Source organism: Streptomyces sp. GS7 (assembly GCF_009834125.1).
Lineage (GTDB): Bacteria > Actinomycetota > Actinomycetes > Streptomycetales > Streptomycetaceae > Streptomyces.
The window spans coordinates 6642604-6654888 of sequence record NZ_CP047146.1 but is presented as its reverse complement, the minus strand read 5'-3'; the positions used below and the strand labels follow the sequence as shown (position 1 = coordinate 6654888).

The window sequence follows — 12285 nt, the reverse complement described above, 5'->3', positions numbered from 1 at the left end:
CGTCCGGGGCGGCCCGGACGCGGCGGCGGCGCTCGCGGTCGGCAAGCGGAAGCATGGCGCCGGGCCGGTTGGGAATGCTGACCGTGAGGCTGTTCGAGGCAGAGCGCCGAGGGTTCGTTGGGGGCGGGGGAGAGCATGCGTCAGCCTGTGCGGCGCGAGGATCGGGACAGACGACAGGACGCGGCAGGGAGGAACGGGGGCGGAGCGGTCGCCACCCGGGCGCCGGGGATGCTGGAACGCAAGGTGCGGCAGGCCGACCTGAAGGCCGTCGGCGAGGTGCGCAGGGAGCTGCGTCAGCTGCTGAGGCGGTGGGCGCTGCCGGACGGCAGGGAGGCGGCGGACGCGGACGTCGCCACGCTGCTGGTCAGTGAGCTGGTCACCAACGCCCTGGTGCACGCCGACGGCGGGGCGGTGGTGACGGCCCGGGTCACCGACCGGTTACGGGTGGAGGTGCGGGACTTCGCCGCGGGGCGTCCGGAGCCGCGGGCGGCCACGACTGACGGAACGTCAGGTCGGGGGCTGATGCTGGTGCGTTCCTTAGCGGACGCGTGGGGCATCCGGCCCGAGGGCGTCGGCAAGTGCGTGTGGTTCGAGTTGGGCGGCGGACCGGCCTGACGCGGAGCCGGGGGTGACGGTCGGCGCGGTCCGCCACCACTCATCCGAATTGCCGCTCGATCTCGGCGAGTTTCTCTTCCAGCGAGTCCAGTCGCGGCAGCGCCTGGGTGTCGTCCTCGGCGGTGAGATCGACGGTCATCCGCCGTCCGGACGCGGCATCGGTGGCGTCAGCGCCGGTGACGGCCTTGAGGGCCCGGCGGGAGCGCTTTGGCGGTTCTCCTGGCAGCAGTGTCATGGGGTCGTCGGCTATGGCGGATTCCGGGCCGGCGTGCGCGCCCGCCGTCTCCCGCCCGGTCTCCGCGACGGCCTTCCCGGTCATCTGCGCCGCGGTCTGCGGCCCCGCGGTCACCGCCAGCGGGCGCTGGCCGGCGCGGCCGATGCCCCAGGAGCGGTGCTGCCGGTTGAGCGCCTTGATGCGGGCCCGGTCGAGCTTGCCCTGCTCGCGCCTGCGGAGCCGGTTCAGCTCCTTCTCCCGTTTGTCCTCGCGGACTTCCTCGACCGCCTCGTCCAGCGTCCGTACGCCCTCCAGCAGCATCAGCGACCAGGCCGCGAACGTCTCGCGCGGGGCCCGCAGCCAGCGCACGATCCGGATCTGCGGGAGCGGGCGGGGCACCAGGCCCTGCTCGCGCAGCGCCGCCCGGCGGGTCTGCTTCAGCGCCCGGTCGAAGAGGACCGCGGCGGAGAGCGACATCCCGGCGAAGAACTGCGGTGCGCCCGCGTGGTCCATGCCGCGCGGCGCGTGCACCCAGTTGAACCAGGCGGCGGCGCCCGCGAACGTCCACACCAGCATCCGGGAGCCGAGCGCCGCGTCGCCGTGGCTGGCCTCGCGCACCGCCAGTACGGAGCAGAACATCGCCGCGCCGTCGAGCCCGAACGGCACCAGGTACTCCCAGCCGCCGGTGAGGCCGAGGTTCTGCACGCCGAAGCCGACCAGTCCGTGGAAGGAGAGCGCCGCGGCCACCGCGGCGCAGCAGAACAGCAGCAGATAGGAAGCCGAGGCGAAGACGGCTTCCTTGCGTCGTCGTCGTTCCTCGCTGCGCTCCCAGGAGTCCTCGCCGGTGCCTTCCCCGGCGCGTTTCCCGCGCAGCAGGACAACGGTGGTCGCCATGGCACCGGCCAGCAGCAGAACGGCTGGAATCAGCCAATTTAGCGATATATCGGTCATTTTCATTCCAGGTCCCTTGCTTCACGTTGCCGCGCGTGCGCGGATTTGCGCGCCATCCTGTCGGAAGTGGTCCCGCTCCCAGGGGGTTTCGGAGCAAGAGAACGCCAAGGGGTGCCGGAGTGGGCAGTTGGACGCCGGTGGCGTCGAACTCCCTTTCAAGCGGAGGGAGTTGCGTACGAATTAATGCCACCCTTTCGAGTGGCGGGGTGGGTCAGGCGGTTGCCGTGAGGCGCTTGATGCGGTCCGCGTCGCCGGTGCGCGGACAGGTGACGCAGGTGTCCTCGGGGCGCAGCGTGTAGAACATGCAGCAGCTCGCCCGGTCCCGGGTCGGCAGCGCCTGGCCGTCCGGCCCGGTCAGCTCGCGGAACGCCGCGCTCCCCACGTACGGTGCGCTGCCGCCCGGCAGCAGCCGTGCCAGCTCGGCCACCGCCCGCCGCTCCTCGCCCAGCAGATGGCCGACGTACCAGAGCCCCTCGACGATCTCGTCGGACGCCATCCCCCACAGCGCCCGCGGCCCGCGCCGCATCCGGGGGCGGAAACCGTCGAGCACGGGCCCCAGGTGCTCGGCCACCGCCGCCCGCACCTCGGCGCGCAGGGCCGCTTCGTCCGCCACCACCCGGGCGCCGGGCAGCCCCGCCGCAGGATCGTCCGGAAGGCACCCGAACGAGCCGACCCGTACCGCCATCCGGCCCATCGCCCGCTGGAAGCGGACGTCCTCAAGGGGCAGCCGCGGCACCCGGCGGTGCAGGAACCACGGGACGGTGATCAGCAGGCAGGCGGGCCAGGCGTAGCGGTGCAGCGCGAAGCTCGCGACGACATCGGGGCGGGCGCGCTGCCCGTAATCCCGCAGGATCTGCGCGTCGTCCCAGGAGAGGAAGGAGTCCAGCACCGCACCGCCCGCCGCCAGCCCGGCCGCGCCCACCCATCCGTCGCCGCTCGGCGGTGCCGCGTCCCACAGGGACACCCTCAGCGCGGGGAACACCTCGGTGAGCCGGGCGTACGCGTCCTCGACAGGGTGGAGAGCGGGCACGGCGGCGACGGCAGAAGTCATGCGGGAGACCACCGAATCGCGAGCGTTGGCAGGTAAGGCTTACCTTATCCGAAATCCCTACCCACGCCCGCGGAGGTGTGAACCGGCGCCTCGGCCGCTTATGGTGCTGGCAACCGTCAGGAGGAACCGTCATGGAGCAGGGCACAGCGGAACAGCAGCCGCACACCCGGGCCTGGCTGCCCGCGCAGGCCGCCTCCGCCGTGCCGCAGGGCGCCCGGCCGGCCGCGCCCGACCCGCACGTGCCGCGGCAGCAGCCGCAGCGGCACTCGGTCCGCGGCCAGATCCTGGCGGCGCTGCGCCAGGCCCTGACCGCGGGCGAGCTGGCCGCCGGCGAGGTCTACTCGGCGCCGGTGCTCGCCGAGCGGTACGGCGTCTCCGCGACCCCGGTGCGCGAGGCCATGCAGCAGCTCGCCGGGGAAGGCGCCGTCGAGATCGTCCCCAACCGCGGCTTCCGGGTCTGCGAGCGCAGCCCCCGCGACCTCGCGGAGCTCGCCGAGGTCCGCACCATGCTGGAGGTGCCCGCGATCGTCCGGCTGGCCAGGGCGATCCCGCCGGCGCGGTGGGAGGAGCTGCGCCCGCTCGCGGAGGCCGGCGTCACCGCCGCCGCCCACGGCGACCGGGCCGGCTACGCCGAGGCCGACCACGCCTTCCACCAGGCCCTGATCGCCCTCACCGGCAACCGCCGGCTCACCCAGGTCACCGGCGATCTGCTGCGCCGCACCCAGTGGCCGGCCGGCGGCAGCCGGCGCCGTACGGCCGATCTGCTGGCCGACGCCTCCGAGCACACGGCCCTGCTCGACGCCCTGATCGCCCAGGAGTACGCGGTCGCCGAACGGATCGCCCGGGAGCACCTGTCGGCGGCGCGGCACCTGCACTGAGAAGCGGTGGCGGGGCGGGAGGGAAGGTCCACCGCGCCGGGGGTGATCACGAGGTCCCGGGACGCGGCGCGCGGCGGCCGCGCGGCCCCGGCCGCGGCGTGCCGGGCGGCGTACCGCCGCCGGTCCGACGGCGCGGGCTCAGAGGGAGGGCAGCAACTCCACCAGCGGCAGCGCCGCGACATCGGCGGCGGGCCGGGAGACGTACAGGTCGGCGTGGTAGAAGCCGTCGGACTCCTTGCCGGTGACGGACAGCCCGCGCGCCGCCAGCGCGTCGTAGGCCGCCCGCCGCTCGTCGCCGCCGGTGAACCGCCGCTGGCGGAACGTACGGGTGGTGACCTTCTCCGTGACCAGGCCGGCGCGGTCCAGCACCGCGGAGATCGGCTGGTAGGGCACCGCACGCAGCACGAACGCGGCGACCCAGGGCGGCGCGGTGACGCAGTCGAAGAGCCGGGCGAAGGTGCGCGCGGTGATATAGCCGACGCCGCCGGTGACGGTGATCAGCTCGGTGCCGTCGAGGGCGCTGCGCAGTGCGGGGCTGGGCGCGTCGTGCTCCAGGTTCTCCGGGAAGCCGCGGTCGATCAGGCCGACCGACCGGGCGTAGTCGACCGCGCGGTCCGCCGCGTCGATGCCGGTCACCCGGGCCGCGTCGGGGCGGCGGCGGGTGGCGAAGAACCTGCGGTCGTCGCCGGCGAGTTGGCTGCTCGACAGGGCCTGCGGGGCGGGCCCGGTGTAGCGCCGGTAGAGATCGTCGAGGGTGACCTCGTGGTTGAGCAGCGCGGCGTTGACCCCGTATGAGCAGCACAGGTCGACGACGCTCAGTGGCGGCCGGTCGCTGCGCCGCCGCTGCAGGGCTTCGGCGACGGCGCGGAACACCGCCTGGCCGTGGTGCGGAATCTGGTACTCCAGGGGTTGCAGTGTGGTGAAGTACCGGCGTGGATCAGGGCAGTTGTAGATCGCCTCGAAATCCGCCTTGCCCCAGTCGGTTCCAGCGGTGGTGGGGGTCACTCCTGGTGCCACGGTTCGGCCTCCTGCAAAGGCATCTGCCATAGGGAGCTGGTCCCGGACCAGCATTCAGGCCGCGCCGTCGCGTCGCAGTGCGACTTGCGGCCATTCTCGGGGCCCCTGGGACGCGGAGCCACCGTCCGGTCCGCGGCCCGCGCACCGGCACCATCCATCGTGGCCCGGCCGATCCCCCGCCGCCACCGCACGCTTCCGGCCAATCGGCGTGACGGGCGGCATGGCCGATCGCGGGGGGTTGACGGGGGCGGGACGGCCGCCTGTACGGCCGGGGGGCGGGCACCCGGGTGTCGGGATCGGGGGGCGGTGCTGTGCGCGCCCGGGATTCGGGGTGGGCCGTACGTGCACCCGGGGCCGGGGCCGGGGCCGGGATGCCGCCGTATGCGCCCGCCTCCCCGGCCTGGTGTCGCGCTGTACGTGCGTCCCCGGTCCGCGCCGTCGGGCCCGGACCGGGGGCCGATGTGCGGGCGGCGGGGCTACGAGTCCGTTGGGTCCGGGGGGAGTTGGTCGGCGAGCCATGTGGGGAGGCCGCCCATGAGGCGGAAGAGGCGGGCGGCCTCGGTGCGGAGGCGGGCGGCCTCGTCGTCCGGGGCGGCGTCGGCCAGGGCGACCAGGGCCGGGGCGGTGCCGACGAGGAAGCCCAGTTCCTCGCGGATCCGCAGGGACTCGGCGAAGCCGTGCCGGGCCTCCGCCAACTCCCCGTCGCGCAGCGCGAGTCCGGCCAGATGGCGCCAGGTGAAGGACAGCAGCAGGATGTCGCCGTGGGCGGTGGCGCCGGCGTGCGCGCGGCGGTAGGCGGCGCGGGCCGCGTCGGGGCTGTCGGCGACGTGCTCGGCCATCAGCCCGCGCCGGAAGTCCAGCAGCGGCCGGCCGGCCGCCGTAGGGGCGAGCAGCGCGGCAGCCCTGCCCAGCGCCGAACGCGCCTCGTCGGCGCGGTCGCGAACGCCCAACACCGTTGCGGTGTAGGCGAGATGGCCGCGTTCGCAGGCCGCGTCGCCGCGTTCCCCGTCGTCGCCGGCCAGTGCCTCCGCGGCGCGCAGCGCGTCCTCGGCCTCGGCCCAGCCGGCGGCCGTGAACATGCAGCGCTCGACGAGGAGCGCGGCGCGGCGCAGCGCGGCGGGGGCGTGGTGGGCGGCGTGTGGTTCCAGGAGCACGGCCGCGTCGTGCCAGCAGCCGCGGGAGCGCAGCCGCCAAACGGCGCGGTCGAGGGGGTCTTCCCCCTCGACCGTTCTGGATGTTGCTGGTAGCACCGGTGCGGATGCGGGTCCTGGCACCTGGGCCGGTACCGGTTCCGCGGACCTGAGGGAATCCGCTGAATCCGCGGATCCTGACATGGCGGTATCCGCCACATTGCCCTCCCCGAGCGCGCCATTGAGCGGGAAATCGGATGCAGTGGGCGAATCTCAGCACGAATTCCGGCGCCGGGCCAAGGGGGTGGGTGAATGATTTCACAATCGGGTGAGGGGTCGCCGCGGCGGCTTCCGGGAGCCTGATCGGCCGTGGCCTGGCATGCGGCAGTCGGCCGGTGTGGGATGACCGTTGATGCGATGCCGCCCGATCGTGGTACCTCGAATGGCGGATGGGGGCGGACGGGTACGGGACGTGCCTGGCCGTCCGGTGCGCCGTTGGTGCGGGGGCGGGGCGGGCAGGGGTTCCGCCCTCGCCCGTCAGCTCATCCGGAGGGCCAGGAAGAAGTCCAGCTTGTCCTCCAGGCGCGACAGGTCGCGGCCGGTCAGCTGCTCGATGCGGCCCACGCGGTAGCGGAGCGTGTTGACGTGCAGGTGGAGGCGGGTGGCGCAGCGGGTCCAGGAGCCGTCGCAGTCGAGGAACGCCTCCAGGGTGGGGATCAGCTCGGCGCGGTGGCGGCGGTCGTAGTCGCGCAGCGGGTCCAGGAGGCGGGCGGTGAAGGCGCGCCGGACGTCGTCGGGGACGAAGGGCAGCAGCAGGACGTGGGAGGCGAGCTCCTCGTGGCCGGCGGCGCAGACCCGGCCGGGGCGGGCGGCGGCGACCCGGCGGGCGTGCCGGGCCTCCTCCAGGGCGCCGCGCAGGCCCTCGGCGGAGTGCACGGAGGCGCTGACGCCGACGGTGAGGCGGCCGTCGCCGTCCAGGCCGCGGCTGAGCGGGGCCTGGACGACGCCGAGCAGGGCGACGGCGTGCAGGCCGTCCGCCGAGGTGCCGTCCTCGGAGTCGTCCGGGACGGCCGGCAGCGGGACCAGGGCCACCGCCTCGTCGCCGGTGTGGGCGACGGCGATCCGGTCGGAGGGCTCGGGGCCGAAGGTGCCGGGGTCGACCAGCACCTCCTCCAGGAGACTCTGCGCCACCGGGCCGCCGGGGACGTCGCCGCCCTCCCATTCGACCCGGGCGACCACGATCTGCCAGTGCGGGGCGGTGCCCAGCCCGGGGAGCAGCACGGGCGCCGCCACCCGGAGCCGGGCGGCGATCTCGGCGGGCGGCGCACCGGTCTGGACCAGTTCCAGGACCTCCTGGGCGAGCCGGCGGCGGACCGTGCGGGCGGCGTCGCGGCGGTCGCGTTCGACGGCGATCAGCTGGGTGACGCCGTGCAGCAGGTCGAGTCGCTCCTCGGGCCAGTCGCCGGCGTCCGCCTCGACGGCCAGCAGCCAGTCGCTGAGCAGTGTCTGGCGCAGGTCACGGCCCTCGTAGCGGATCGGGAAGAGGGAGTAGGTGGCGCCGGCGAGCGTGACCCGGTGGGGGCCGCGGCGGCCGGTACGGGCGGCGGCCAGATGCTCGCCGGCGAGCCGGGCGCCCAGCTCCGCGGGCAGCTCGGGCCCGGAGTCGGCGAGTGTCGAGCCGGCGATCTGGCGGCCGGTGGGGGAGAGCACCCAGGCCCGCAGGTCGAGGTCGGAGCCGAGCAGGTCCAGGACGACCTCGGGGCCGCCGCCGGCGGGGCCGGACGTCATCAGGCGCCGGTGCCGGTCCACGACGGCGGCCAGGTCGCCGGCCCGCTCGCTGGAGACCTGCCGGACGACGTGCTCGGTGATGGAGGCGAAGGAGACGTCCTCGTCGACCGAGAAGAGCGGCAGGCGGTGCCGGAGGCAGGCTTGTACGAGGTCGTCGGGGATCGCCCCCAGCTCGGCCTCGCCGGCCGCGAGTCCGGCGACCCCGGCGGCGGCCAGGATGCGGACGAACCGCTCGGAGTCCTCCGGTTCGCGGCGCCAGGCCAGACCGGTGAGCACCAGCTCACCGCCGGAGAGATAACGGCTGGGATCCCGCAGGTCGGTGGTCATCACGCCACGGACGGTGCGGTCCAGCTCATCCTCGCCCCCGAGGAGCCGGAGACCCAGAGAATGTGTGTCCAGGAGTGCGCGGAGCCGCATGACCTCGCCCGCCGTTCTTTGCTGTCTCGTGTTGCCGGTGGAATGCCGCGAGGTTTTGAATCCTCGTCTTTCGTTCGAATCTACAAGACGGGCACCGTGGCCAGCCAACCGCTTCATGGTTTCGGTGACTGCACCGGGTGGGGGCAGTGCGCGTTCACTAAGCCCAACCGCGTTAACAAGACATGAACGGCTCGATGGCGACGAGGACCCGCCGTCCTCACCATGAGCAGCGAACGACCCGATTTCGTAGAAATTCGTAGAAGAGGCCACCCATGGACTTCCTTCGCCCCGCCAGCTGGGAGGAGGCGCTCGCCGCCAAGGCAGAGCACCCTACCGCTGTGCCCATCGCGGGCGGCACGGACGTGATGGTCGAGATCAACTTCGACCACCGCCGCCCCGAGTACCTGCTCGACCTGAACCGTATCGGTGACCTGAGCGAGTGGGAGGTCGGCGAGAAGACCGTACGCCTGGGTGCCTCCGTTCCCTACACCAGGATCATGGAGAACCTGCGGGCCGAACTCCCGGGCCTGGCCCTGGCGTCGCACACCGTCGCCTCCCCGCAGATCCGCAACCGCGGCGGCGTCGGCGGCAACCTCGGCACCGCCTCGCCGGCCGGTGACGCGCACCCCGCGCTGCTCGCCTCCGGCTGCGAGGTCGAGGTCGAGTCGGTGCGCGGCCGCCGCATGATCCCGATCGACGAGTTCTACGTGGGCGTCAAGCGCAACGCGATGGCGCCCGACGAGCTGATCCGCTCGGTCCATCTGCCGAAGGCCGACGGGCCGCAGCAGTTCTCCAAGGTCGGCACCCGCAACGCCATGGTCATCGCGGTGTGCGCGTTCGGTATCGCGCTGCACCCCGAGACCCGCACGGTCCGCACCGGCATCGGCTCCGCGGCGCCCACCCCCGTACGGGCCAAGGAGGCCGAGGAGTTCCTCGCCGCGGCGCTGGACGAGGGCGGCTTCTGGGAGTCGGGCAACCCCATCCCGCCGTCCGTCGCCAAGCAGTTCGCCCAGCTGGCATCCGGCGCCTGCAACCCGATCGACGATGTGCGCGGCAGCGCCAAGTACCGCCGGCACGCCGTGGGCATCATGGCGCGCCGCACCCTCGGCTGGACCTGGGAGTCCTACCGCGGACAGGAGAGGAGCGCACAGTGCGCGTGAACTTCACGGTCAACGGCCGCAAGCAGGAGGCCGACGACGTCTGGGAAGGCGAGAGCCTGCTGTACGTCCTCCGCGAGCGGATGGGCCTGCCGGGCTCCAAGAACGCCTGCGAGCAGGGTGAGTGCGGCTCGTGCACGGTCCGCCTGGACGGTGTGCCGGTGTGCTCCTGCCTGGTCGCGGCCGGCCAGGTCGAGGGCCGCGAGGTGGTGACCGTCGAGGGCCTGGCCGACTACGCCAAGCAGCGCGCCGAGCACGGCGGCTGCGCCTCCGGCGCCTGCGGCACCAGCCTGGACGCCGCCCAGCGGTGGCAGTCCAAGCCGGCCGACTCGCAGACCGGCGAGAACACCGAACTCTCGCCGATCCAGCAGGCGTTCATCGACGCCGGCGCGGTCCAGTGCGGCTTCTGCACCCCGGGCCTGCTGGTCGCCGCCGACGAGCTGCTGGAGCGCAACGACTCCCCGTCGGACGCCGACATCCGCGAGGCGCTGTCGGGCAACCTGTGCCGCTGCACGGGCTACGAGAAGATCCTCGACGCGGTCCGGCTGGCAGCCGCCCGCGGCGAGAACCGGACCGCCGGACAGGGGGCCTGACCATGGCTGGTGCCACCCGTACACCCACCAACCTCACCCAGGGCGGCAAGACCGACGCCGGCATCGGCGCCTCCACGCTCCGCCCGGACGGCACCCTCAAGGTGACCGGTGAGTTCGCGTACTCCTCGGACATGTGGCACGAGGACATGCTGTGGGGCTTCACGCTCCGCTCCACCGAGGCGCACGCCGAGATCGTCTCCATCGACACCTCCGAGGCGCTGGCGACCTCCGGTGTCTACGCCGTCCTCACCTACGACGACCTGCCCACCGACGTGAAGAACTACGGCCTGGAGATCCAGGACACGCCGGTTCTCGCGCACGGCAAGGTACGGCACCACGGTGAGCCGGTCGCGCTGGTCGCCGCCGACCACCCGGAGACCGCGCGGCGCGCCGCCGCCAAGATCAGGATCGAGTACCGGCAGCTGCCGCTGGTCACCGACGAGGCGTCGGCGACCGCCGAGGGCGCGCCGCTGGTCCACGAGGGCCGCGACGACCACCACATCGGCCACGTACCGCACCCCAACATCGTCCACCGGCAGCCGATCATCCGCGGCAACGCCGCCGAGGCCGCGAAGAAGGCCGACGTCATCGTCTCCGGCGAGTACGTCTTCGGCATGCAGGACCAGGCGTTCCTCGGCCCGGAGTCCGGTCTGGCGGTGCCCGGTGAGGACGGCGGTGTCGACCTCTACGTCGCCACCCAGTGGCTGCACTCCGACCTCCGCCAGATCGCCCCGGTCCTCGGCCTGCCCGAGGAGAAGGTGCGGATGACGCTCTCCGGCGTCGGCGGCGCGTTCGGCGGTCGCGAGGACCTGTCGATGCAGATCCACGCCTGCCTCCTGGCGCTGCGCACCGGCAAGCCCGTCAAGATCGTCTACAACCGGTTCGAGTCCTTCTTCGGGCACGTCCACCGGCACCCGGCCAAGCTCTGGTACGAGCACGGCGCCACCAAGGACGGCAAGCTCACCCACCTGAAGTGCCGGATCGTCCTGGACGGCGGCGCCTACGCCTCCGCCTCCCCGGCGGTCGTCGGCAACGCCTCGTCCCTCGCGGTCGGCCCGTACGTCGTCGACGACGTGGAGATCGAGGCGATCGCGCTCTACTCCAACAACCCGCCGTGCGGCGCGATGCGCGGCTTCGGCGCGGTCCAGGCGTGCTTCGCGTACGAGGCGCAGATGGACAAGCTCGCCAAGAAGCTGGGCATGGACCCGGTCGAGTTCCGGCAGCTCAACGCCATGGAGCAGGGCACCATCATGCCGACCGGGCAGCCGGTCGACTCGCCGGCCCCGGTCGCCGAACTCCTCCGGCGCATCAAGGCGATGCCGCTTCCCCCGGAGCAGCAGTGGCTGGCGGCCGGCGAGGGCGCCGACGTCCGGGCGCTGCCCGGCGGCCTGTCCAACACCACGCACGGCGAGGGCGTCGTCCGCGGTGTCGGCTACGCCGTCGGCATCAAGAACGTCGGCTTCTCCGAGGGCTTCGACGACTACTCCACCGCCCGGGTCCGCATGGAGGTACTGGCCGGCGTGCCGGTCGCCACCGTGCACACCGCGATGGCGGAGGTCGGCCAGGGCGGTGTCACCGTCCACGCCCAGATCGCCCGCACCGAACTCGGCGTCGAGCAGGTCACCATCCACCCCGCCGACACCCAGGTCGGCTCCGCCGGCTCCACCTCCGCCTCCCGGCAGACGTACATGACCGGCGGCGCGGTGAAGAACACCTGCGAGGCGGTGCGCGAGAAGGTCCTGCAACTGGGCCGCGCCAAGTTCGGCACCTACCACCCCGCGTGGGCCACCGCCGAACTGCTGCTGGAGGGCGGCAAGGTCGTCACCGACGGCGGTGAGGTGCTGGCCGATCTCGTCGACGTCCTGGAGGGCGAGGCGATCGACCTGGAGCTGGAGTTCCGGCACCGGCCCACCGAGGCGTTCGACCTGGTCACCGGCCAGGGCAACGGCCACGTCCAGTACTCCTTCGCGGCCCACCGCGCGGTCGTGGAGGTGGACACCGAGCTCGGCCTGGTCAAGGTCATCGAGCTGGCGGTGGCACAGGACGTCGGCAAGGCGCTCAACCCGCTGTCCGTCGTCGGCCAGATCCAGGGTGGCACCACCCAGGGCCTGGGCGTGGCGGTCATGGAGGAGATCATCGTCGACCCCAAGACCGCGAAGGTGCGCAACCCCTCCTTCACGGACTACCTCATCCCCACGATTCTCGACACGCCGTCCATCCCGGTCGACGTGCTCGAACTCGCCGACGAGCACGCCCCTTACGGGCTGCGCGGCATCGGCGAGGCCCCCACCCTGTCGTCCACCCCGGCCGTCCTCGCGGCGATCCGGAACGCGACCGGGCTGGAGCTCAACAAGACGCCGGTACGCCCCGAGCACCTCACCGGCACCTAACCGCATACCGCCTGGGGCCACCCTCCCCAGGTCCCCACGCCTCCGGGCGGTGCGTTTCAGGGGTGTCCCTGTCCGTCCTCCTCA

10 protein-coding genes are annotated in these 12285 nt (G+C 73.2%); 5 read left to right on the top strand and 5 right to left on the bottom strand.

The features are described 5' to 3' along the window. Positions 1 to 228 precede the first annotated feature (228 nt). A complete protein-coding gene (locus GR130_RS28925; RefSeq protein ID WP_236573595.1) occupies positions 229 to 615 on the top strand; it encodes an ATP-binding protein in 387 nt (128 codons plus the stop codon). 40 nt (positions 616 to 655) lie between these two features. Here the strand turns inward: GR130_RS28925 and GR130_RS28920 are convergent, their stop codons facing one another. Continuing rightward, positions 656 to 1786, bottom strand: a complete 1131-nt coding sequence (locus tag GR130_RS28920; protein WP_159507440.1) for a DUF2637 domain-containing protein — start codon at positions 1784 to 1786, stop codon at positions 656 to 658. A gap of 205 nt (positions 1787 to 1991) precedes the next feature. After that, positions 1992 to 2831 (bottom strand): (2Fe-2S)-binding protein, encoded by an 840-nt coding sequence (locus GR130_RS28915; RefSeq protein WP_159507439.1) that lies wholly within the window; start codon positions 2829 to 2831, stop codon positions 1992 to 1994. Positions 2832 to 2962: 131 nt separating this feature from the next. On the opposite strand from GR130_RS28915, the gene GR130_RS28910 reads away from it, so the two are divergent. Further along, positions 2963 to 3709, top strand: coding sequence for a GntR family transcriptional regulator (locus GR130_RS28910; RefSeq protein ID WP_159507438.1), 747 nt, complete (start codon positions 2963 to 2965; stop codon positions 3707 to 3709). Between the two features lie 138 nt (positions 3710 to 3847). Here the strand turns inward: GR130_RS28910 and GR130_RS28905 are convergent, their stop codons facing one another. The 3 genes from GR130_RS28905 to GR130_RS28895 form a co-directional block, all read right to left on the bottom strand. Next, positions 3848 to 4726, bottom strand: a complete 879-nt coding sequence (locus GR130_RS28905; RefSeq protein WP_236573593.1) for a hypothetical protein — start codon at positions 4724 to 4726, stop codon at positions 3848 to 3850. Positions 4727 to 5202: 476 nt separating this feature from the next. Beyond that, on the bottom strand, positions 5203 to 6060 hold the full coding sequence (locus GR130_RS28900; RefSeq protein ID WP_236573592.1) for a hypothetical protein: 858 nt from the start codon (positions 6058 to 6060) through the stop codon (positions 5203 to 5205). A 333-nt stretch (positions 6061 to 6393) separates the two neighbouring features. Beyond that, positions 6394 to 8061, bottom strand: a complete 1668-nt coding sequence (locus GR130_RS28895) for a PucR family transcriptional regulator (protein WP_159507435.1) — start codon at positions 8059 to 8061, stop codon at positions 6394 to 6396. Between the two features lie 272 nt (positions 8062 to 8333). Here GR130_RS28895 and GR130_RS28890 point away from each other — a divergent pair, with 272 nt between their 5' ends. The 3 genes from GR130_RS28890 to GR130_RS28880 are packed head-to-tail and all read left to right on the top strand — an operon-like array spanning position 8334 to position 12201. After that, entirely contained in the window at positions 8334 to 9221 is an 888-nt protein-coding gene (locus GR130_RS28890; protein ID WP_159507434.1) for an FAD binding domain-containing protein, read from the top strand. Beyond that, positions 9212 to 9811: a (2Fe-2S)-binding protein gene (locus tag GR130_RS28885; RefSeq protein ID WP_159507433.1), complete on the top strand. Its 600-nt coding sequence runs from the start codon at positions 9212 to 9214 to the stop codon at positions 9809 to 9811. The genes GR130_RS28890 and GR130_RS28885 overlap by 10 nt, the downstream gene beginning before the upstream one ends. 2 nt (positions 9812 to 9813) lie before the next feature. Next, positions 9814 to 12201: a xanthine dehydrogenase family protein molybdopterin-binding subunit gene (locus GR130_RS28880; protein WP_159507432.1), complete on the top strand. Its 2388-nt coding sequence runs from the start codon at positions 9814 to 9816 to the stop codon at positions 12199 to 12201. Positions 12202 to 12285 lie beyond the last annotated feature (84 nt).

What these genes read in the sequence shown, in the direction of transcription:
- GR130_RS28895 (WP_159507435.1), bottom strand. Translation starts at nt 8,061, where the DNA reads ATGCGGCTCCGCGCACTCCTGGACACACATTCTCTGGGTCTCCGGCTC.
- GR130_RS28910 (WP_159507438.1), top strand. Translation starts at nt 2,963, where the DNA reads ATGGAGCAGGGCACAGCGGAACAGCAGCCGCACACCCGGGCCTGGCTG.
- GR130_RS28925 (WP_236573595.1), top strand. Translation starts at nt 229, where the DNA reads ATGCTGGAACGCAAGGTGCGGCAGGCCGACCTGAAGGCCGTCGGCGAG.
- GR130_RS28880 (WP_159507432.1), top strand. Translation starts at nt 9,814, where the DNA reads ATGGCTGGTGCCACCCGTACACCCACCAACCTCACCCAGGGCGGCAAG.
- GR130_RS28890 (WP_159507434.1), top strand. Translation starts at nt 8,334, where the DNA reads ATGGACTTCCTTCGCCCCGCCAGCTGGGAGGAGGCGCTCGCCGCCAAG.
- GR130_RS28915 (WP_159507439.1), bottom strand. Translation starts at nt 2,831, where the DNA reads ATGACTTCTGCCGTCGCCGCCGTGCCCGCTCTCCACCCTGTCGAGGAC.
- GR130_RS28900 (WP_236573592.1), bottom strand. Translation starts at nt 6,060, where the DNA reads ATGTCAGGATCCGCGGATTCAGCGGATTCCCTCAGGTCCGCGGAACCG.
- GR130_RS28920 (WP_159507440.1), bottom strand. Translation starts at nt 1,786, where the DNA reads ATGAAAATGACCGATATATCGCTAAATTGGCTGATTCCAGCCGTTCTG.